Origin of the sequence: Nitrobacter sp. TKz-YC02, assembly GCF_049852135.1 — a bacterium.
GTDB classification, from domain to species: Bacteria; Pseudomonadota; Alphaproteobacteria; order Rhizobiales; family Xanthobacteraceae; genus Nitrobacter; species Nitrobacter vulgaris.
The window spans coordinates 1,765,727-1,787,270 of sequence record NZ_CP180728.1; the positions used below are offsets into that span (position 1 = coordinate 1,765,727).

The following is a 21,544-nucleotide window of genomic DNA, read 5'->3' on the forward strand; positions in this document are numbered from 1 at the left end:
ACATCACGGGACCGACCTCCGGCCTACCAGCTTACTGACCCGCGGACCGTCCATTTCCGTGATCCGGAACGACCATCCCTCCCAGGTAAACTCATCACCGATAGCGGGTATTCGACCTAGCAGCTCAATCGCGCAGCCTGCCACGGTATGAAAGTCTCCATCGGGCTTGCGAGCGATGTTCAAGTGTATCATCGCTTCGTCAATCGGCATTTTTCCATTGATGATAAGCTGGCCGTCGTCGCCTTCCTGTATGCCCGCCTCCTCGCCGGCGTCCGGCAATTCTCCCGCGATGGACTCCAGAAGATCGGTGCGAGTAATAATTCCCTGCAATGTGCCGTACTCATCAACGACAATGCCAACGCGAACGGGTTGCGTCTTGAAACGCTCGATAGCTTGCAGGATTGGCGTGAACTCCGCGAATACCAGTGGTTGTTGCAGAACCGCGAGCGGATCAACTTCAGCGCCTTCAAGTGCCTGATCGAGCAAGTCCTGTTTCCGCAGCACGCCGACGATCTCGTCGATGCTCCCCTGCCCGATCACGACGTGCTCATGCGGGCAGTCACGGACCACATTGAGAATTTCGTCCCGGTTGTCATTTGCGTCCGCCCAAACCACGCTCGTCCGCGGAGTCATGATGTCGCTCACATCGCGACTCGTGAGGCTGATGACCCGCTCGACGACTTCCCGCTGGGTTCGAGCAAGCAGGCCAGCTCGTTCAGTCTCTGCAACGAGAAGTCTGATCTCGTCAGGCGAGTGAAGCGATTCCTTTTCGCTGGCTGCGCTGAGGCCGAACAAGCGCAAGACACCGTTGCCGAGCCCGTTCAATGATACGATTGCCGGCTTCAACAAAAACCCAAACAGGGAGAGCGGACGAACGATAATCAACGCAGTGGTCTCGGTTCGCTGCAAGGCGAGGCTTTTGGGGGCGAGCTCGCCAAGCACGATGTGCAAAATCGTAATGATCGCGAAGGCGACAATGAAAGCGATGGCGTGAGCGCCGATTTCGGCTCCGGTGCCGAATGGCAGTATCAACAACGGCTCGATCAGGTGAGCCAACGCGGGCTCCCCGATCCAGCCGAGAGCCAATGACGACAGCGTAATTCCGAGCTGGCATGCTGCGAGATTATAATCCAGGTGTTCGACCGCCTTCTGTAACGCACGGGCGTTTACACGTCCTGCAGCAACCAGTTGCGCGACGCGGCTGCGACGCATGGCCACCAGTGAAAATTCGGATGCGACGAAAAAACCATTCGCCACGACAAGAATGATGACTGAGAGAACTCCGGCTAGACTGGCTGAACTGCCATCACCCACGGCGACATCTCCTTATGAGTGTTCCAGCACGATAGTATTACGAGGCGGATGGCCGATGCGCGCAGAGAAAACGCCGCAGCCGGCGTCCCCACGAACGGGCTAGCGGAGGACGATCGAGCCCGAGCGGCCAACAAGGCGCGCCAGTTGTTTGAACCGGCCGCCCACACGATCCGCGACCAGATCGATCAGCTGGTGTTCGAACACAAGCGTCAGCTTGCGGCCGCTGCTTTTAAAATGAGTGGCGGACAACACACCTGGCCGAGCCGCCGAAATCATATGCGCGACGCGAAAGGCTGCGCCCAGAATGCGCGCTCTCTCATCCATAGGCGGAGTCACCAATTCGCATATCACCGGGGATGGTTCGTTCACCTCATTTAACCCGGCATAGCGGTAATATACCGACAGCGCGACGAACGCTCGTCCTTGATGGTCGATGCTGCCAAAATTGCCGTGCATGACCGAATCGAGTGTCTGCTCGCTGCGGTAGTCCGGATGTATGCGCCAGCCGATATCGGAAAGCAGGCAAGCGGCGTGACGCAGTCGACGATCGTTTTCGGTCTCATGAAGTTTCGCAATCCGGAACAATCGATCGGTCCATTGGATCAATTCTTCTGCATGGCGCGCGGAACGTGAGAGCAAGCCGTTCAGCGACTGCGCGGCGCAGATTAATCCATCCCGGGAGCGGTCGGCGGCCGGCAGCATCGAATAAAGCAAACCTTCGCGGACACCATAGGTCGAGAACACGATGGTTTTTGGCTTCGCCATCTGGACGATATGTTCTAGGACGAGAGCGGCATAAGTCAGCAGCGGCTGGCGCGCCTCAGCAACGGCCTCGATATCTGCCAGCGTCTGGGAAGCCGCTAGACGACGCAGCCGCCGGACGAAATCGAGCGCGTCTGCTGCGGGAATGGAATAGCCGTGCATGACGCGAAGTGGATAACCGCTCTGGATGATGTGAATGCGAGCTAACGCTCGCCACGTCCCGCCGATCGCGTAAAAGGTACGGCCCTGTCCGGTCTTTAGCGGCACCGCGCCGGCAAGCGCGGCTTTTACGATTCGGTCTGCGCGCTTCAACGATTTCTTCGACGCATCCTGCAATGCGAGACTGCCCAGTGGGAGCGTTATTCCACGACCGATGCGATGACCGCGCACGTCGGTCAATTCCAACGAGCCGCCACCGAGATCCCCCACGATCCCGTTCGGTTTGTGGACGCTGGAAACCACGCCTAGCGCTGCGAAATAAGCCTCCCGCGATCCCGACAGGATTTCGATCGGCACACGGCAGATGCGTTCAGCTTTGGTTATGAAATCAGGGCCATTCGTGGCATCGCGACAAGCGGCGGTTGCGATGGCGTAGACGCGGCCGACCTTCATGACCCTGCACAGGGCGTGAAAACGCCGCAGGGAGGTCAGCGCCTTGTTGATCGGATCCTGCGCGAGCAGCCCGGTGGATTGCACCTCGCGCCCGAGTCCGCACGATGCTTTTTCGTTGAAAATCGAAACGAGGCTCCGCTGCAACGCTTCATAGACGACGAGGCGTACGGAATTGGAGCCGATATCGATAACAGCGACGCTGGAGCCAGGCTTCCTTGGGCGCGGATATTCTCGCACAGGCCTCCTATGCGGGTGACTGCCGCTCTGCGCGACGCGTGAGGCGGCGCGGCGAAGATTCCTTGAGCGACTTTCCACGGCCGGACAGACTCGGATTCGTCATGAAATAGTTATGCAGGTTGAAGGGCTCCTCACCCTTCGCGGCCTTCATACGCGTTGATGATCCATCCGGCAACAACTGCCAACTCTGTTCGGTATCCTTCAGGTTCGCGACCATGATCTGCTCGAGAACCTGCTGATGCACCGTCGCATTTTGCAAGGGGCATAACACTTCGACGCGGCGATCGAGGTTGCGCGGCATCATGTCCGCAGACGAGATATACACAGCAGCTTTTGGGCCGGGCATCGGTTGCCCCATTCCAAAGCAGTAAATTCGTCCGTGTTCAAGAAACCTGCCGATGATTGATTTGACCCGAATGTTTTCCGACAATCCGGGAACTCCGGGTCGAAGGCAGCACATGCCGCGCACGATCAACTCGACAGAAACGCCGGCCAGAGATGCTTCATACAGAGCATCGATGATATCGGGATCGACCAGCGCGTTCATCTTCATCCAGATCGCGGCCGGTTTGCCGTTACGGGCAAACGTGGTTTCGCCGCGAATATGATCGAGAATCCGGTTTCGCAATGTCAGAGGCGATACGGCCATTTTTTCGATATCGCTCGGCTCGGCGTAGCCCGTGATATAATTGAATACGCGCGCCGCATCACGGCCTATGATCGGGTCCGATGTAAAATAGGACAGGTCGGTATAAATGCGCGCGGTCACGGGGTGGTAGTTGCCGGTGCCGGTGTGGACGTAAGTCGCGAGGCTGCCGCCTTCCCGGCGCACAACCAGCGACAGCTTGGCATGCGTCTTCAGCTCAAGGAAGCCGTAAACCACTTGGGCGCCGGCGCGCTCGAGATCGCGCGCCCACCGGATGTTTGCCTCTTCGTCAAAACGCGCTTTGAGTTCAATGAGCGCCGTGACCGACTTACCAGCCTCCGCGGCCTCCACCAGCGCCCGCACGATCGGCGAGTTGTTGGAGGTACGGTAGAGCGTCTGCTTGATCGCGACCACGTCAGGGTCGCGCGCAGCCTGCTGCAAGAACTGCACGACGACGTCAAACGATTCATAAGGATGATGAACAATCAGGTCCTTCTGCCGGATTGCAGCGAACACGTCGCCGCCGTGATCGCGCACCCGCTCGGGGTGGCGCGGGACGTACGGCACGAATTCAAGGTCTGACCGATCAAGCCGTGTGAGTTGCGACAGCTCGTTCATGGCCAGGACACCATCCACCAGCAATACTTCGTCGTCGGCCGCCGATAACGCTCGTTGAACGAATGCACGTAGCTCGGCCGGCATAGCGGCTTCGATCTCGAGCCGGATGACGGAGCCGCGGCGGCGGCGTTTCAATGCGGTTTCGAACAGGCGAACCAGATCCTCCGCCTCCTCCTCGATCTCCAGTTCGGAATCCCGGATGATGCGAAACGCGCCCTGTCCCTTGACGGTGTAACCCGGAAACAGCCGGTTGATGAACAGGCTGGTGGCGCCTTCAAGCGTGATCAACCTGACGGGGTCGTCCTTGCTGACTGGCGGCAGCCTCAGAAACCGGTCGATCTTTCCTGGCATGCGGATCAACGCATTCATCGGCTTGCCATCGGAGGTGCGCGCCAGTTGCAGCGCGATGGTGAAGCCAAGACTTGGAATGAACGGAAAGGGGTGGGCCGGATCGATAGCGAGCGGCGTCAGTAAGGGGAAAATATTGTGCAGGAAGTGATCCGCGATCCAGCTACGCTCGGCTTTGGTGACGTCCTTGCCATCGATCAGGACGATCCCGACTTCGGTCAGCACATTACGGAGATCTCGCCAGATCGCCTGTTGATCGCTCGCGAGCCTTGAGACCGTCTCGTTGATGAGAATAAGTTGCTCCGACGGCGGTAGCCCGTCCGGGCTGCGCTCGGTAATCCCTTCCCGGACCTGTGCCTTGATACCGGCAACGCGAACCATGAAGAACTCGTCAAGGTTATTGGCGGAAATCGACAGGAAGCGGACGCGTTCGAGCGCGGGGTGGCCGGCATTGACGGATTCCTCAAGTACGCGACGATTGAAATGCAGCCAGGACAGCTCCCGATTGATGAACCGTTCCGGGCTGGTGCGGATTGCGGAGTCCAGTTGCGGCTCCGGCCTTTTTTCTTCGGTAGCAATAGTTTGAACTGAATCCATTGATATGACGGTTCCGTATCTCGTTGGTCGTGCGGGCGCGGCGCAGCTGCAAACCATGGGCCAGCTCAATGACCTTTCCATGACATTTGATGTTACGGAAGGTCGTGGCGTCAAGGGTGAGCCGGAGGGGTGCCGAGTCGTATGGCTTCAGTCGTGATTCCGCAGCAGTTCGGCGGCGAGCGCGCGAGTCACAGGTCTGCCAAGCCGTAACGATTCGGTATCGAGTTGTTCGACGGCGAGGCGAGCGGCAGCAAATGATCGTTCGGTTCGGGTTGCGATATAATTGACGACCGCTTCGTCGATGTTCATTTGGCGGTCCGCGGAGAACTTCACGATCAGCGCCCGGAATAGCTGATCGTCAGGCGGCATCAACGTCACGACCGGCACCGCGCGGAGTCGCGAACGGAGATCGCGCAACCTGATCTCCATCGCGGCCGGAGTAACTCGCGCCGTGATCAGCACGAACGCGGCCTCTTCACGGGCAAGATTTATCAGGTGAAACATTGCCAGCTCGTCGAAGGCTTGCGGATTAATGTCCTCCACGACGAGCGCCCCTGTCGCCAAAGCAGCCGGTACTGTCGCTGCAGTCAGGCTTCGCGCGCTTATGGAGCGCGCGCCCGCCTGCTCCGCCCAGATCGTCGCGAGATGGCTCTTGCCGCAACCTTCGGGACCGGCCAGCAACATGATCCTGTTCGGCCACTCCGGCCAGCTCTCAATCAGCGATAGCGCCGCCGCGTTCGCGTGACCTTCCAGAAAGTCGTCTCGCGAAAAGCTTTCAGCGTGTGGCAGCGCGAATGCGAGCTGACGGGAGGGAGGGCGGCTTGCCAAGCATCTACTCCACTACAAACTCCACACCGGACCAATAACGCCAACTGGAGCGCGCCGTGCCATCTTCATTTCGGATCGATGGTGCTCATGTGACGCACCCACTCAACGAGATAGAAAGAGACGGAAACCAGGGTCAAGATCGCGATGGCGGCCATCAGAAAGGTATCGTAGGGCGAGGAATCAAATCCGAATCCCAGCGCCGCCAGCACCAACGCCGCGAACCCGACCTGCGCCCCCGTATTGAGCTTCGAAACCAGCAGCGGCTTCATGGGCACCGGCTTGTTGAACAGCCACGACACGATCACGGCCCCGACGATCATGATGTCGCGCGAGACCACCAGAATAACGAGCCAAATGGGAACGGCCCCTAAGATGCCGAGCGTCACGAAGATCGAGACCAGCAGCGCCTTGTCGGCCAATGGATCCAGAAGTGCGCCCAGTTCACTTGCCATATTGAAGCGCTTGGCTAAAAACCCGTCCACCGCATCGCTGACGCCGGCAACCACAAAGATGGCAAACGCGATTTCCATCTGATTGGAGGCGATAGCCCAGATAATGACTGGCACGAGCAGAATGCGCCCGAGCGTAATGATATTTGGAATACTCACGCGACGTTTCCCAGGCTCCGGATGGTTTCCGCACAAAACCTTCGGGAGACAAGGCTTTGCCGAAGGGATCGGCCCTTGTCTACATAGTATATGCGGACAGCCCGTGCGAGCCATTGCGCAAGTCCGCAATCCGACGTAACCAGCCGGAAAATGTCTTCGGGCGCTGCTGCATGACCGACAAGAACGATGGCCTTACCTATGCTGGGGCAGGTGTCGATATCGACGCCGGCAACCGGCTGGTTGACCTCATCAAGCCGATGGTTCGCGCGACCGCTCGCGCCGGCGCGGATGCTGAAATCGGCGGGTTCGGCGGACTGTTTGATCTCAAGGCCGCCGGATTTACGGACCCGATTTTGGTCGCGGCCAACGACGGGGTCGGAACCAAGGTCAAGATCGCAATCGAAACCGGTATGCACGATACCATCGGCATCGATCTTGTCGCCATGTCCGTCAACGATCTCGTCGTGCAAGGTGCGGAGCCGTTGTTCTTCCTTGATTATTTTGCCTGCGGCAAGCTTGATCCCGAAACGACCGCGGCGATCGTGGCCGGGATCGCGGAAGGTTGCCGGGAGGCGGGTTGCGCCCTGATCGGTGGGGAAACGGCCGAAATGCCGGGTCTCTACAAGGACGGCGACTACGACCTTGCTGGCTTCGCAGTCGGCGGGGTGGAGCGCGGCGCTCTGTTGCCAACCCGCGATATCGTCGCCGGAGATGCGGTGATCGGACTTGCGTCGTCCGGTGTGCATTCCAACGGCTATTCGCTGGTCCGCAAGATTGTCGAAGTTTCGGGAACCGCCCTCGCCGCTCCAGCGCCTTTTGCCCCGGTTACGACCTTGGGAGGCGCGCTGCTTACCCCCACCCGGCTTTACGTCAAATCCTGCCTGCGCGCGATCCGCGAAACCGGCGCGGTGAAAGGGCTTGCCCACATCACCGGAGGCGGTTTCACCGACAACATTCCTCGCGTACTGCCCGAAGGACTCGGTGTGCGGATCGATCTCGCCAGGTTGACGGTACTTCCGGTATTCAAATGGCTGGCGCATCAGGGCAGCATAGCCGAACGCGAAATGCTTCGAACCTTCAATTGCGGTATCGGCATGATCGCGATCGTGCGCCGTGATGCGGTTCAGCAAGTCGCGGACGTGCTGGCGCAGGCCGGTGAACGCGTTTCGTTGCTCGGTGATGTGATCGTCGCCGGCGATGATGGACGTGTCATTTACGACGGCCACCTCGATCTCGCGATGTAGAAACGCGCCCCCGCAGGGAATGAGAGCATGAAACGCCGTGTCGCCATCCTGATTTCCGGACGCGGATCGAACATGATGGCGCTGGTGGAAGCCGCCGAAGCCCCGGACTTTCCGGCTGAGATCGCGGTCGTCATTTCCAATAAGGCCGACGCGGCGGGCCTCGCCAGAGCTGGAGCAGCCGGCATCGAGACCCTCGTCATTGAAAGCAAGCCATTTGGCAAGGATCGCGTGGCGTTCGAGGCCAAACTGCAATCCGCTCTGGACGACAAGCGCATCGAATTCATCTGCCTCGGCGGTTTCATGCGGCTGTTCACTGCTGAGTTCGTCCAACGTTGGCATGGGCGAATGCTCAACATCCATCCCTCGTTGCTTCCATCATTCCGAGGACTCGACCCCCACGGTCAGGCCCTGCGCGCAGGCGTGAAGATCTCTGGCGCCACGGTTCATTTCGTTGTTGCGGAAACAGATGCCGGCCCCATCATCATGCAGGGCGCGGTGACCGTCCGCGACGACGATACAGCTGAGATACTGGCCGCACGCGTGCTGGAGATCGAGCATCGTATCTACCCGGATGCGCTGCGGCTGGTCGCGGGTGGTGGCACGCGACTGGATGGCGACATCTGTAATACGTCGGCAAAGGCCAGTTTGGACGATAGCCTGATCTCGCCGTTGGTGATTTGACCACGTTCAGTCGGGTCAAAAGTGGTCCTCCGGCCCGCGCGACCGGGGAGCACATCGCCGAGCCGATCGCGGGATCGCGCCCAACTACGCCGGAGACCGGCCCACGCTGCGCGCCAAATCGATTCATCACACTTTAGAAGCTCGTATCGGCGGCCCGCATGTGATTACGCCAGATCGATCCGGCGATCAGCACGATCATAACCCCCAGTACGCCACACAATACCTCGCCTCCGGGTCCGCCGGAGGCAAATTGCGGTACGATGCCAAGCCATCCCAAGACCGCATCCAGAAAAGTACCGGCGCCCGTGTCGAAGAATTGATGCAGCTGTGGCGCAACCGCCGGATCGGTTGCAATGACTTCGCCTGCGACCCAGCCCAGCAACGCCGATCCGGCCCAGATCAAAAAAGGCAGGCGCGTCAGAAGCATCATGATCAGTGCTGCACCCGTCACGATCAGCGGCACACTGACGGCCAGTCCGATGATCAACAGCGGCACGCTGCCTTTCGCTGCCGCCGCGATCGCAATCACATTATCTAGGCTCATGACGAAGTCGGCGACAACCACGACCCGGACGGCGGCCCAGAGACGGCCGGCCGCCGGAATCTCCTCCTCGCTCTGCCTTTCCGGCAAGAGCAATTTGGTGGCAATCACAAGCAGCGCGAGCCCTCCTGCCAACTTGAGGTAGGGCAACCCCATCAAGGTCGTGATGATCCCGGCGAAGATGATGCGGAGGCCGACCGCAGCGCCGGCGCCGAGCATCACTCCCCAAAAACGCAGTTGGGGAGGCAGCCCGCGACAGGCAAGCGCGATCACCAGCGCGTTGTCGCCGGACAGGACAATATCGATCCAAATGATCTTGCCGACGGCGAGCCAGAATGCCGGATCATCTACATCGTTTCGAAACTGGTCGAAGGCCGATGCAATCGTCGTTAGATCGAAGACGTGCAGAAGCGAATCCAACGCCAGCTTCCCTTCGATCGAGCGCCGCCAGATCTGGCCTAGCCGACTATCTCGTTGCCGGAGAAGAACTGGGCAATCTCGATCGCGGCTGTCTCGGCGGCGTCCGATCCATGAACGGAGTTTTCACCGACCGATTTCGCATGAAGCTTGCGGATGGTGCCATCGGCCGCCTTGGACGGGTCGGTCGCGCCCATGATCTCGCGATGCTTGAGGACCGCATTGTCGCCCTCAAGCACTTGCACGACCACCGGCCCGGAAATCATGAAGTCGACGAGTTCTCCGAAGAAGGGACGCGTCTTGTGCACGGCGTAAAACGTCTCGGCCTGCTCACGGGTCATGCGGATGCGCTTTTGGGCCACAACTCGCAGTCCAGCCTTTTCTATCAGGGCGTTGATCGCGCCGGTCAGGTTTCGCGCGGTCGCGTCCGGCTTGAGAATCGAAAAGGTGCGTTCAATCGCCATGATATCGTCCTTAATTCAGCGGTCGTGGGAATTGCGGCGCTTATATCGGCGTGCATCATTCACGGCAAGCTCGCTCGGCGGGCCGCCGGAGGGCTGGTAATGCGGCAAAACAACCCGCGTCGGGAATGCTTGGTACTGAAAATCGCACGATTTTCGTGAAAATGAGCAACAATGATGGATAACAAAGCGCGCAGGCGTTTTTCACAACGCATGCGATGGCGAAGGCTGCTATAAGCCCCGCACCTGCTATTGCGATGAACGAACAGGCCTCGATATGAGTGGATTCAAGGAGCCGGGCTTCGCGGACCGCCAAAAAGCGGCGCTGGAGGCCCGGAAAAATATTCTCGACAAGTTTCGCGCGCGGCCCGGTCTTGACGATCCCACCGTAAAGCAAAGGCAGGCCGAGCGCGAGGCCCAGGCGGCCGCCCGCGAAAAGGCGCGGCAAGCCCGTGAAGTCGAAAAGGCTGCGCAAAAAGCCCGTGAGGCAGAGGCCGCTGCGGCCGCCGCCGCGCAACTCGCCCGGGAGAAAGAAGAAGCCGCCGCCGCCGCCGCGGCGCTTGAGGCCGAGCGCAAGGCGGCGCGCGATGCCCGCTATGCCGCCAGAAAGCAGCGGAAGAAGTAGCCAGCAATTTAGTGGACGTTGGTCCCGGACCATTGCCGTATACCGGCCGGTGGCAAACTGCCGGAGACGAATCGGCCTGATGACGTATCTGGTCCCTACCTGAGAATAGACCCTGACGGAAAAGTCACGGGGATGGAAATTCCGGGTCGTGAGACAGACTAAGCCGCGGGCTCGATGTCGGCGAGTTCGGCGCCTTCCTGCACGATATCGCCGACCTTGCATTTAAGCTCTTTCAACTTACCGGCGTAGGGCGCCCGCAACGTCTGCTCCATCTTCATTACTTCGAGGGTGAGGATGGGTGTACCCTTCTCCAACAGCGCCCCCTCTTCCGCGAGCAGCGCGACCACTGTGCCCGGAAGCGGTGCGACGATGCGATCTTCGCCGGTCTGCTCCTCATCGTCTTCGCCAAAGGGATCGACCCAGTGCAACTCGAACCGTCCATTGCGTGTCCGCAAGTAGAGTTCGCGTCCGTCGACGACGAAGACAACATGGCTTCGTATTCCATCGAGTGCGAGGATCATGCCTTCTCGGTCGTCCGCAGCAAACGCGAATGCAAGATTCTCTTTTCCTAGCCGGATTTCGTACGGGCCATTGCCATAGACAAATGTGATTTCGTGTTCGGCCTGACCCTGACGGAATACGAACCGCCGCCGACGTCGGCCGACCACCATCCAGCCCGCCGTTCGCCAGGGCGATGCCTGGTCCGTTGGAGACATCTTGCTTTCCGCCAGCAGGACAGCAGCGACGGATGCCGCGAGTTCAGTCTCGCTCGGTGGCGCTGAAGGCTGGGTCAGGTCTTGAAGATGACGCTCGATAAACCCCGTGTCGACCGCGTTAGCGCGTACGTCCGCATGCGTGACCAGCGCGGATAGAAACGGAATGTTGGTGACGACGCCGCGGACATCGGTTTCTTCGATGCCGCGGTTGAGCCGGCAGATCGCGGCTTCGCGGGTTGGCGCCCATGCGACTATTTTGGCGAGCATGGCATCGTAATTCGGCGAAACCGCATCGCCTTCACGGTAGCCGGCATCGATGCGCAAGCCATCCACCTCCGGAGGCGTGCGCCACGTCTTGATGCGGCCGACAGATGGCATGAAGCTCTTATTTGGGTTCTCGGCGTAGACTCGCGCTTCGATGGCGTGGCCGTTCAGTCTGATCTGGTCCTGCATCAGCGGCAGTTTTTCACCGAACGCGACCCGAAGCTGCCATTCCACGAGGTCGATTCCGGTGATGAGTTCGGTCACGGGATGCTCGACCTGCAGCCGGGTGTTCATTTCAATGAAGAACACGTCCTTGCCGTCAGATACGAACTCGACGGTGCCTGCGCCGACATAGCTCACCGCGGCGGCGGCCTTGCGCGCGGCTTCGCATACCTTGTCGCGCTGCGCGGCGTCGAGTGTTGGCGACGGCGCTTCCTCGATCACCTTCTGGTGTCTGCGCTGCAAGGTGCATTCACGCTCGAACAAAGACAGGAGATTGCCATGGCTGTCGCCGATCACCTGCACCTCGATATGCCGAGGGCTCTCGACGTATTTCTCGATCAGCATCCGGTCGTCGCCGAATGCCGCCTTGGCCTCCCGCCGGGCGCTGATGATAGCCGGGGTCAGTTCCGCAGCCGAACGCACGATCCGCATACCGCGGCCACCGCCGCCAGCGGACGCCTTCACCAGAACCGGATAGCCGATCCGGTCCGCAGCGCCCCGCAGAGTGGCTTCGTCCTGCGCCTCGCCGTGATAGCCCGGCACCAGCGGCACGCCCGCTTTTTGCATCAGCGCCTTGGCGTCCGACTTCGCCCCCATGGCGGTCATCATCGCCGCCGTCGGTCCGACGAATACGAGGCCGGCATCGGCGCAGGCTTGCGCGAAACCGGCATTCTCCGACAAAAACCCATAGCCCGGATGGATGCCTTCCGCGCCGGATTTGCGGGCCGCGTCGATCACTTTCTCGATGTTGAGATAGCTGTCGCGGGCGGGCGCGGGTCCAAGCAGCACGGCGTCGTCGGCCATCCTAACATGCAGTGCGTCGCGATCCGCTTCCGAATAGACGGCAACGGTGCGCAGACCCATGGCTCGGGCGGAACGGATTACGCGGCACGCAATCTCGCCGCGATTGGCGATCAGGAGCGTGCTGAAACGGCGATAATGCGGACGCTTCGCCATGATCACATCCTGAACAGCCCAAACGTCGTCGGCTCGATCGGCGCGTTTGCGGCCGCCGACAATCCGAGTCCCAGCACGAGGCGCGTATCGGCGGGATCGATCACCCCGTCATCCCATAGCCGCGCGGTGGCGTAATAAGGATTGCCCTGGTTCTCGTATTGCGCGCGGATCGGTGCCTGGAATTCGCGCTCCTCCTCCGCAGACCAGGTGCCGCCTTTGGCTTCGATATTCTCCCGGCGCAGCGTACTGAGAACCATCGCGGCCTGTTCGCCGCCCATCACCGAGATGCGTGCGTTCGGCCACATCCACAAAAATCGGGGCGAGAAAGCGCGGCCACCCATGCCGTAATTGCCGGCGCCGTAAGAACCGCCGATCACCACGGTGAACTTCGGCACGCCCGCGGTCGCAACCGCCGTGACAAGCTTGGCCCCGTCGCGCGCGATGCCGCCCGCTTCGTATTTCTTACCGACCATAAAGCCCGCAATGTTTTGCAGGAATACCAGCGGAATGCCGCGCTGGCAGCACAGCTCGATGAAATGTGTTCCCTTCAGCGAGCTCTCGCTGAACAGGATGCCGTTGTTGGCGACGATGCCGACCGGATATCCCCAGATATGCGCGAAGCCGCACACCAGCGTCTGGCCGTAAAGCTTCTTAAATTCATCAAACTCCGAACCGTCAACGATACGGGCGATGATGTCGCGCACGTCGAACGGCTTGCGACCGTCCATCGGCACCACGCCGTAGATTTCGTCTCGTGCGAACAGTGGCTCGCGCGGTTCATGCATGTTGAGCGCAGCGTGTTGCGGCGGCTTCAGGGTGGAAACGATACGGCGCGCAATCCCGATCGCATGGGCGTCGTTTTGCGCATAATGATCGGTGACGCCGGATTGGCGCGAATGCACATCGGCACCGCCCAGCTCTTCAGCGGTAACGACTTCGCCCGTGGCTGCCTTCACAAGCGGCGGACCGCCTAGAAAGATCGTGCCCTGATTGCGGACGATGATGCTCTCGTCCGACATTGCAGGCACATAGGCGCCGCCCGCGGTGCATGATCCCATCACGATTGCGATCTGCGGAATGCCTGTCGCCGACATGTTGGCCTGGTTGTAGAAGATGCGGCCGAAGTGACGCTCGTCCGGAAAAATTTCGTCCTGCTGCGGCAGGAAAGCGCCGCCGGAATCCACCATGTAGATGCAGGGCAGATTGTTCTGCCGCGCGATCTCTTGCGCCCGCAGATGCTTCTTCACAGTCATCGGATAGTAGGTGCCGCCCTTAATGGTCGCATCGTTGGCGACGATCACGCACTCTCGGCCCGAGACGCGCCCGACGCCGGTGATAATGCTCGCCGAATGCACGTCGCCGCCGTACATGCCGTTCGCCGCCAGCGGCGATAGCTCAAGAAACGCGGTGCCGGGATCGAGCAGCAGGTCGACACGGTCGCGGGCCAGCATTTTGCCACGCGAGGTGTGGCGGGCGCGCGCGGTCTCGCCGCCTCCGCCCGCGACGCTCGCGAGCTTGTCGCGCAACTCGTGGACCAGAGTTTTCATCGCCTCGACGTTGAGCGCGAAATCTGACGACGTTGGATCGACACCGGAACGGAGCGCCATGACAGTCCAGAATGCTTGGCAGGCGTGAAGCGCGCCTTAATCCGGCCAGGGTGCCCGGCCCTTCCGGGTAAGGTCAACCTTGGTTCGGTCCATACTCCCGCTTAATGGGTCCAGGGTTCGATGCGACGAAACGCAAAATTGTCCGCGTAGGCGGCTTTTCGCTCCGGCTTCACCTTTGGTTCTATCACTTGATAGGGGATGCCTTCGCGCTCGCAATAGGCGATCGCATCCTCCTTGGTCTCGAAGCGAAGCGTGATCTGCTGCTTCATGTCGCCGGAACTGGTCCAACCCATCAGGGGCTCGATCACCCTTGCCTGCTCGGGCTCGTAGTCCAGTTGCCATTCCTTCGTTCTGGCAGCGCCCGACTGCATCGCATTCTTGGCGGGCTTAAAGATACGTGCCGTCATGGATCACTATAACCTGCTGCTGGCGGGCCGATCCGGCAGAAAAGCCGGCGGACACCATCGGATATAATCGTTAAGTCGCGGCCTGACAATCTGGTGTTCTCGCGGCGCAATGGCGCCGCCGGCCTTAGGCTCGCCTGAGGTTCGACATGACAACGGTGCCTACGTCGGTGTAGACGCCGACGAGCGGTCCCACGATCCGGTGCAAGCCTGTCTTGGAAACCACCGTGTCATGTAGCACCAGATGATCGATGCCTGTGGTCAGGAAGCAGCGCATGGCATCGCGCGGCGTCTCCACGATCGGTTCGCCCTTGACGTTGAATGATGTGTTGATCAGCACGGGAACGCCGGTCAGCTCCTCGAATTCCTTCAGCAGCCGATAGAGTGCGGGGTTCGTGCTCTCGCGCACGGTCTGCACTCTCGCCGTGCCGTCGACGTGAACCACCGCCGGAATCCGGTCGCGCCATTCCGGCCGAACTGCCTTGGCGATCAGCATGAACGGCGAATCCTCGTCGCCCTCGAAGACATCGGTCATGCGCTCGGCCAACACGATGGGCGCGAAAGGGCGGAACGGCTGGCGGTGCTTGACCCGGCTGTTGAGGATATCCTTCATATCGGCCTTGCGCGGATCGGCGATCAGGCTGCGATTGCCGAGCGCGCGCGGGCCGAACTCGGAACGCCCCTGAAACCAGCCGATGACTTTCTGATCCGCCAGAAGTTTCGCGGTTTCGGCGTAGACATTTGAGCTTTTCACTGCCGCCGTCTGGACCTTGACGATCGAGCGCTGGGTTGCGGCCTCGACCTCGGCGTCCGAATAGCCGCGACCGACATAGGCGTGCTCCATCACGAAGCCGCGCTGCTGCTTCTGCACTTCGAGCCAACCGTAGAGAGCGCAGCCGATGGCGATGCCGTCGTCACCCGCCGCTGGCTGAATCCAGACGTTCTCGAATCCGGATTCCCGCGCGACGCGTCCGTTGGCCACGCAGTTCAGCGCCACGCCGCCGGCGATGCAGAGGTTTTTCGCGCCCGTGGTTTCCCGCAACCAGTTGGCGCGCGCTAGTAGCACCTTTTCGGTGTCGTCCTGCACCCGCCAGGCAAGATCCTCCCAATGCCGCATGGAGGGGCTGCTGTCCCATTTTCCGCCACCTTCAGCGATGTAGGGCTGGTTAAATTCGGCCGACCAGCGCGGGACCGTGAGACGATTGTCGGTGATGTCCATCAGCGACTTGATCTGCTCGCGGCGTCCGTACGGTGCGAGCCCCATCAGCTCGCCGCATTTATTCCAGTCGCCGAATACATAAGTCGAAGCGCGGCTGTAGAGCGCACCGAGGCCCGGCATGTTGTAGAATTCATCGCTGAAAAATCCGCGGTCCGGCTCCATCCAAACCTTCTTCAGGCATTCGAGCGACTCGCCGCTGAACTGGTAGTAGCTCTCCGACTCGCGCGCGAGCGGCGATGCGGTGTCACTTTCCGGATAGGGCTCGGTTACGTCCGATCGATAGCTGCCGACGCCGTCGACGATCATGATCGCGCCCTCATCGAACGGGCAGGCCGCAAAGGCGCTATAGGCGTGCGCCAGATGGTGTGAGATTGACACCACCTTGTCGGACCGCGAGCGGAAATACGGATGGTTGTGCGCGTCCGCGCGTTCCTCGGGGGGAAGAAATCCCGGCATGTCCTGATAGATCAGCCGCTCCTCCATTTCCGGAACGGGAAGGATGTAGCAATTGCGGACCACCAGATCGATGTCGCCGATGCCGATGCCTTCGGCTCCGAGACAGTAGTCGATGACCTCCTTGAAGAATCCGCTGGCGTGCTTTTCGCGCGTGATCCGTTCCTTGGCGATGGCGAAAGCAACGGCGCCGTCTCGAAGCAGGCAGGCGCTCACGTCGTGATCATAGGTGTTGAGACCGAGAACATAGGTGTGCTTTTTTGACATGAGCCTCTGCGGAGCAATCTCGAGGGAGGATTCGGGCGCCGCCTCGTATTCGCGAAGCCCAACCTGGGTGATGGCGGCTAACATGACGCCATCAAGGGAGCCACGTTTATGCCTGCCCTTTTGCGTCGCTTCTGCGGCACAGGAAGTTCACGACGGCTCGACCAGAAAACTTGGATTAAAGATGCACACAACTAAAAGTTGTTATATACAACCATCGATTGTTATTTCGTGGTATCGCGTCTTTTTCGCCATCGTTGCGTGAACCCTAACACGTTAGCTGCCGACCCTTGACTGAGCGGAAGCCGACCCTGGTCTCGATTAGCGGCAACGCTCAAATTCGTTGGAAATGTTATTTTATCATGCACCAAACCAAGGCAAACTGATTGCCTTATATTCGCGACAATGGTTGTTCCGAATACGAGGTCTGCTTCACGACGGTGCCAAACAGAGTTGGAGATTCACTTGATGATTCAAAAAAGTTCGAGCGCGCAACGTAGCATCATCACTCGCGTCCTGGCGGCAGCGGCGATGGTTGGCGTGTACTTTATCAGCGTTGCCGGTGTGTCCTCGGTTCTGGTCGCCGGATCGACCACCTCGGCGGAAGCGCGCGGCGGCGGCCGTGGTCGCGGCGGCGGCTGGGGTCGCGGCGGCGGCTGGGGTCGCGGCGGCGGCTGGGGTCGTGGCGGCGGCTGGGGTCGCGGTCGCGGCTGGGGTCGCGGTCGCGGCTGGGGCTACGGCGGCTTGGGCTACGGCGGCTTGGGCTACGGCTTGGGCTATGGCGGTTGCTACTTCAGCCCGCGCTGGGGCCGCACGATCTGCCCATACTGATCGTCGCTCAGGCAATATCAACGGGGTGCGCCGGTTGGCGTGCCCCTTTTTTTGAATGCGGATGCTTCAAGACAAAGTATGCGTCGCTTGTGTCTGACGCATGAATGCGATCCATGCCGCCTTGGAGCCTTTCCGCTTCTGATGGAATCAGAGGCGCAGCTCTCAGATCTTAATCTGACGCGTTTTCTTCACGCGAACCGGTATCCGCACGCATCGGCGGTTCGTTCAACACCTTCGCGAACTAGGTCTGGTTCGATCTCCCTCATCAAGGAACGGGAGTACCTAGCGGATCTTCGACGGCGCCTGAATCGGTAAATTCAGTGCCTCTGCCTGCCAGAAGTTCTTTTAGGTGGCTGCGAAGTAGCTCCGCCTTTTCATATCTCAGCGATGCAACCGTGATCTTATCGATTGCAACGATGATTTGGGTGGCTGCGTTCACGCATGAAATTCGGCCGGATGCGTTATCAATGCCCGCGAGTGTTTTGCCCAACCCAGTTTCCAGGATCTCAGCTTCGACCGCGTCCAACGTGAGCGGATCACCACCATCAATCGCAAGGTCGATCTCGATGCCGTTGCCTTCGAGCGGCTTCCGAGCACCTAGCACCCAACTGCTCATTGTTTCGTCCTTCCCAACATCGTGAACGCCCCATCAGCCTCGCTGATCCGGATCGATCGTCTCCAATCGACAGCCCTTATCATGCCTCGGCTTTCCCATCTCCCATCTGGTCCTTCTGGGAGGTTTCGTCGATCGAAATTGCTCTGAGATACCGATTGATGGTCGGGGCAACTCTACTCTATCCGTGGTCCGGTGACGAACGGAAAGCGATCCTCATTCGCGAACGCCGTCGCGTTTCTTTGCGGGCTACGTTAAGAACGTTGGCGTCAAAGAGGACAAAAGCGGGAATTTCCCCAGCTTCCGGCATAGCACCGCCGATGCCCTCCGCCGGGGCGGGCATATGGATGAACCGTTCGTCCCCCTACTCGATCACACCAAAGCGACGACTGCAGGAACCTATGGTGTGTTACCGAAAGGTGTGTTGAGTGAGCGCCAGAAGATCATTGAGGCGATCATACCCCACAATCTCTCAGAAGGCTGCTTAAAATATGTCTCCTCCCCGAACCTATGTTGACCCGAGCCAAGATCAAACGGCCGAAGAAATCGAGTGCTACTATCGCAACGCCAAGATCGGTGATCGAGCAGCGATTAGAAACAGCCAACATGGACGCCTTGAAATCAAGATCACGACTGTGAGCAACATCAATCCAGAAGTTGGAAGCATACATTTGAATGACGAGGCCGTATGGGGTGGCGTCGCTTATTCTATGAAAAGTGGAAAGAGCTTTTACGCGCCTAGCAGCCCGTCATCGCTTGTCGTTCCAAATGAAGCGATTACGACTTGGGCTAAGGAAAATCCGCGCGGCACACCTGATTATTGACTGTTGCGGGCGATGCGTCGGCAAAACGGTTGTCCTGATTTCTCCGAAGTTCATACGCCTTGCAACGGAAGCTGCTATTTCCATACGATAGTCATCGGCTTGCACTTGGAGCTCACGGGTCACTGACGACGGACGATCACGAAACATTGCATCCTTATTTCACGACGCTTTACGCCTAGACATCTTTGGGTTGCCTACGATATATTTATATGGAAATAACGTGTGGAGCATCACAAATGTCCAACCGTGCTTCCAAGTCTATCACTCCGATAACCATCGCTTGTGCTCTCAAAAAGATTTGTCGACTTTCGCAGGAATTGGAACGACATCCAAAGCTAAAGGTAATTTGGCAGACCGATAACGCTATAAAGTGGGTCAATTCACCGGAGTTGCAGCGGCCAAAGTAACGGGCAGCAACCCGCTCGGATCAATCTTCCGGATCAAGGCGCAGGATGATCTGCTCAAGCCTCAGCATATGTCTATTCGACGGCGCCTGAATCGCTAAATTCAGTGCCGTTGCCCGCCAGAAGTCCTTTCAACTGGCTGCGCATCAGTTCTGCCTTGTCATGCGTAAGAGTAGCTATCGCTGTCTTATCGACCGCGATGACGATTTGCACACCTACGTTCACGCATGAAATTCGGCCGGACGCGTCATTGACGCTCGTAAGCGCATTGCCCAATGCGGCTTCTAATCCCTCAGCTTCGACTAAGCCCAGTGTGAGCGGATCACCGCCGTCGACCGTAAGATCAACGGCCACATCTCCTTCGGATGGCCTCTTGGTTACAAGCGTCCAACTGCTCATTTGGCCATTCTTCCTCTGCTATTTCCCGGATGCCTTTAGGCCAGGTGATGTCCAGTTTTCGCCCAAGGCCAGTTTGATCCCGTCTTTGATCGCGCACTCGGCGAATGGGCACGGTTCATTCGCTTTGGACGGATCCAAAGCTGCTTCCCCGGCCCCTTCCTTCTGAGCAGCGTTCAGCCGTTGCTTCAATTCGACGGCTCTGCCCATCGTTGCCTTGAAACGTCGGGAGCTTCAAACCCCGAACCGGGTCAAAGTTACGGAAAACTGCCCCGGAGAACTGTTACGGACTGTAACTTTCTGCTATTCGAAAGTCGTCGTAAATTATTGATTTGTTTTGATAAATATCAAAATGGTCGGGGCAGCTGGATTCGAACCAACGACCTGCAGTACCCAAAACTGCCGCGCTACCAGGCTGCGCTATACCCCGATCTGCTGGGAAACGATGTCGTTACATGCTTCCGGCCGGCCCAGCAAGTCGCTCAGAGCCTTTCCGCTATTAGCGGAATCAATGGCCGTTAAAGAGCGGATGCGAGACCCGGTTGCCGCGCGCGATGCCGTACTTTTTCGCAGTCCCTCCGATCACCTCAAGCACAGCTTTGGCCGGGCCGCGTGAAGAAATGATCCGAGTCGATAGCGGCTCGGTGTTCTCGGCGATCCGCATTATGCGACCATTCTGGCCGATAAAGATCATGTCGAGTGGGATGTAGGTGTTCTTCATCCACATCGACACCTCCTGCAAAGGAGAAAAATCGAACAGCATACCCTGCCCGTCCGGCAGATGCTTTCGATACATCAGTCCGGTGGTCTTCTCCTCGGGGGTTGTCGCCATCTCAACCAAGAACGTCCTTACGCCGGCTTGGGTTGCGATTTCTAGCGGCTGGAGTTCGGCTGCGTGGACGTCGGAGTCGTCTGGCGCGACCATGACAATCCAGGAAAACAGGGCGATCCATAAACCGGCACGGAGCCATCCTAGACCGATATTCCGCAGTCGTAGCATCGGGCAACCTGTCAAAACTATGGTCACAATGCGCGTCGCCGCAAACAGCAGGCTTGTTGCGGGTGCAAGGCACGATTTCCGGAAAGTCAGATCTCAAGTCACTCCCGCGCAACGCAGTTTTGGCGGTAGCTCCGCCGGATCAGTGCGAGGACACGCTGGGAGAACCGGTTTCCGGCTGAACTTCCGCCGCCATCATACCCTTGCTACCCGGCCCAAACCGGACCAGAACGAACTGTCCCGGCCGAAGCTCCGTTATGCCGAAGCGCCGTAGCGTTTCCATGTGGACGAAAATATCCGGCGTTCCCTCGCCGCGCGTCAAGAACCCGAAACCGCGCAGCCGATTGAACCACTTTACCTGCGCCCTCTCTAAGCCGCTGGTAGGCGTTATGCTGACGTGGGTCCGCGGCGGCAGCATCTGCGCCGGGTGAATCGCGGTGGACTCGTCCATCGAGGTGATCCGGAACGCCTGATAGCCCCTAGCCCGCTGCACGCAGTCACAGACCAGACGGGCCCCCTCATAAGCCGTCTGATAGCCGTCGCGACGAAGCACGGTGACATGCAAGAGCACATCCGGCCAGCCATTGTCAGGGACGATAAATCCGTAGCCTTTTGAAGCGTCAAACCATTTGATGACGCCGCTGATCTCGACGATGTTGGCGGGAGATTCTCCAAGCCCGGCGAAAGGCCCGGCACCCGACTCTCGATCTGTTGTTCCGGAAAAGTCCTTTGACCCTAAGTGATCGCTCACCGTCGGTCCCGCAAATTTCCTGGATTCAAAACCGTCCGACCCCATGACGCAGGCCCCCACACATTTTACTATGGTTGTCGTCT

General features: G+C 59.3%; 20 protein-coding genes and 1 tRNA gene. 5 read left to right on the plus strand and 16 right to left on the minus strand.

The features are described from left to right. Positions 1-3: 3 nt before the first annotated feature. From ACM561_RS08355 to ACM561_RS08375, 5 genes are all read right to left on the minus strand, one after another. A complete protein-coding gene (locus ACM561_RS08355) occupies positions 4-1,314 on the minus strand; it encodes a hemolysin family protein (RefSeq protein ID WP_425909381.1) in 1,311 nt (436 codons plus the stop codon). Between the two features lie 99 nt (positions 1,315-1,413). Beyond that, complete coding sequence (ppx, locus tag ACM561_RS08360; protein ID WP_425909382.1) at positions 1,414-2,925, minus strand: exopolyphosphatase; 1,512 nt, start codon at positions 2,923-2,925, stop codon at positions 1,414-1,416. Positions 2,926-2,932: 7 nt separating this feature from the next. After that, complete coding sequence (locus ACM561_RS08365; protein WP_425909383.1) at positions 2,933-5,134, minus strand: RNA degradosome polyphosphate kinase; 2,202 nt, start codon at positions 5,132-5,134, stop codon at positions 2,933-2,935. 147 nt (positions 5,135-5,281) lie between these two features. After that, positions 5,282-5,962 carry a chromosomal replication initiator DnaA gene (locus ACM561_RS08370; RefSeq protein ID WP_425909385.1) on the minus strand — a complete coding sequence of 227 codons (681 nt, stop codon included), beginning with the start codon at positions 5,960-5,962 and terminating at the stop codon, positions 5,282-5,284. A 65-nt stretch (positions 5,963-6,027) separates the two neighbouring features. Then, entirely contained in the window at positions 6,028-6,570 is a 543-nt protein-coding gene (locus ACM561_RS08375) for a CDP-alcohol phosphatidyltransferase family protein (RefSeq protein ID WP_425909386.1), read from the minus strand. Between the two features lie 170 nt (positions 6,571-6,740). Between ACM561_RS08375 and purM the strand changes: the two genes are divergently transcribed. Together purM and purN are read left to right on the plus strand one after the other, a co-directional pair. After that, entirely contained in the window at positions 6,741-7,814 is a 1,074-nt protein-coding gene (purM, locus tag ACM561_RS08380) for a phosphoribosylformylglycinamidine cyclo-ligase (protein WP_425909388.1), read from the plus strand. A 27-nt stretch (positions 7,815-7,841) separates the two neighbouring features. Continuing rightward, positions 7,842-8,495 (plus strand): phosphoribosylglycinamide formyltransferase, encoded by a 654-nt coding sequence (gene purN / locus ACM561_RS08385; RefSeq protein ID WP_425909389.1) that lies wholly within the window; start codon positions 7,842-7,844, stop codon positions 8,493-8,495. Between the two features lie 133 nt (positions 8,496-8,628). Here the strand turns inward: purN and ACM561_RS08390 are convergent, their stop codons facing one another. Both ACM561_RS08390 and ndk read right to left on the minus strand, forming a co-directional pair. Then, positions 8,629-9,456, minus strand: coding sequence for a TerC family protein (locus ACM561_RS08390; RefSeq protein WP_425909391.1), 828 nt, complete (start codon positions 9,454-9,456; stop codon positions 8,629-8,631). Positions 9,457-9,494: 38 nt separating this feature from the next. Beyond that, positions 9,495-9,917, minus strand: a complete 423-nt coding sequence (gene ndk / locus ACM561_RS08395) for a nucleoside-diphosphate kinase (protein ID WP_425909393.1) — start codon at positions 9,915-9,917, stop codon at positions 9,495-9,497. A gap of 274 nt (positions 9,918-10,191) precedes the next feature. Here ndk and ACM561_RS08400 point away from each other — a divergent pair, with 274 nt between their 5' ends. After that, positions 10,192-10,539, plus strand: coding sequence for a DUF6481 family protein (locus tag ACM561_RS08400; protein ID WP_425909395.1), 348 nt, complete (start codon positions 10,192-10,194; stop codon positions 10,537-10,539). A 158-nt stretch (positions 10,540-10,697) separates the two neighbouring features. Here the strand turns inward: ACM561_RS08400 and ACM561_RS08405 are convergent, their stop codons facing one another. The 4 genes from ACM561_RS08405 to ACM561_RS08420 all read right to left on the minus strand — a co-directional run bounded on the left by ACM561_RS08405 (position 10,698) and on the right by ACM561_RS08420 (position 16,648). Further along, positions 10,698-12,698 carry an acetyl-CoA carboxylase biotin carboxylase subunit gene (locus tag ACM561_RS08405; RefSeq protein WP_425909397.1) on the minus strand — a complete coding sequence of 667 codons (2,001 nt, stop codon included), beginning with the start codon at positions 12,696-12,698 and terminating at the stop codon, positions 10,698-10,700. A 2-nt stretch (positions 12,699-12,700) separates the two neighbouring features. Then, complete coding sequence (locus tag ACM561_RS08410; protein WP_425909399.1) at positions 12,701-14,305, minus strand: carboxyl transferase domain-containing protein; 1,605 nt, start codon at positions 14,303-14,305, stop codon at positions 12,701-12,703. 101 nt (positions 14,306-14,406) lie between these two features. Then, entirely contained in the window at positions 14,407-14,712 is a 306-nt protein-coding gene (locus tag ACM561_RS08415; RefSeq protein ID WP_309773156.1) for an ETC complex I subunit, read from the minus strand. Positions 14,713-14,836: 124 nt separating this feature from the next. Beyond that, positions 14,837-16,648, minus strand: a complete 1,812-nt coding sequence (locus ACM561_RS08420) for a carbamoyltransferase family protein (RefSeq protein WP_425909685.1) — start codon at positions 16,646-16,648, stop codon at positions 14,837-14,839. A 465-nt stretch (positions 16,649-17,113) separates the two neighbouring features. Between ACM561_RS08420 and ACM561_RS08425 the strand changes: the two genes are divergently transcribed. Next, entirely contained in the window at positions 17,114-17,476 is a 363-nt protein-coding gene (locus tag ACM561_RS08425) for a hypothetical protein (RefSeq protein ID WP_425909400.1), read from the plus strand. A 265-nt stretch (positions 17,477-17,741) separates the two neighbouring features. Here ACM561_RS08425 and ACM561_RS08430 read toward each other — a convergent pair whose 3' ends face one another. Beyond that, positions 17,742-18,092: a hypothetical protein gene (locus ACM561_RS08430; RefSeq protein ID WP_079446617.1), complete on the minus strand. Its 351-nt coding sequence runs from the start codon at positions 18,090-18,092 to the stop codon at positions 17,742-17,744. 488 nt (positions 18,093-18,580) lie between these two features. Between ACM561_RS08430 and ACM561_RS08435 the strand changes: the two genes are divergently transcribed. Then, positions 18,581-18,913 carry a hypothetical protein gene (locus ACM561_RS08435; protein ID WP_425909402.1) on the plus strand — a complete coding sequence of 111 codons (333 nt, stop codon included), beginning with the start codon at positions 18,581-18,583 and terminating at the stop codon, positions 18,911-18,913. Positions 18,914-19,392: 479 nt separating this feature from the next. Here ACM561_RS08435 and ACM561_RS08440 read toward each other — a convergent pair whose 3' ends face one another. From ACM561_RS08440 to ACM561_RS08455, 4 genes are all read right to left on the minus strand, one after another. Further along, positions 19,393-19,716, minus strand: coding sequence for a hypothetical protein (locus tag ACM561_RS08440; RefSeq protein WP_425909403.1), 324 nt, complete (start codon positions 19,714-19,716; stop codon positions 19,393-19,395). Between the two features lie 350 nt (positions 19,717-20,066). Next, positions 20,067-20,143 (minus strand) — tRNA-Pro (locus ACM561_RS08445). 78 nt (positions 20,144-20,221) lie between these two features. Beyond that, the gene (locus ACM561_RS08450) at positions 20,222-20,713 is read right to left on the minus strand and encodes a DUF192 domain-containing protein (protein WP_425909405.1); all 492 of its coding nucleotides are present in this window, start codon (positions 20,711-20,713) and stop codon (positions 20,222-20,224) included. 139 nt (positions 20,714-20,852) lie between these two features. Further along, positions 20,853-21,506 (minus strand): cold-shock protein, encoded by a 654-nt coding sequence (locus ACM561_RS08455; protein WP_425909407.1) that lies wholly within the window; start codon positions 21,504-21,506, stop codon positions 20,853-20,855. Positions 21,507-21,544: the final 38 nt, after the last annotated feature.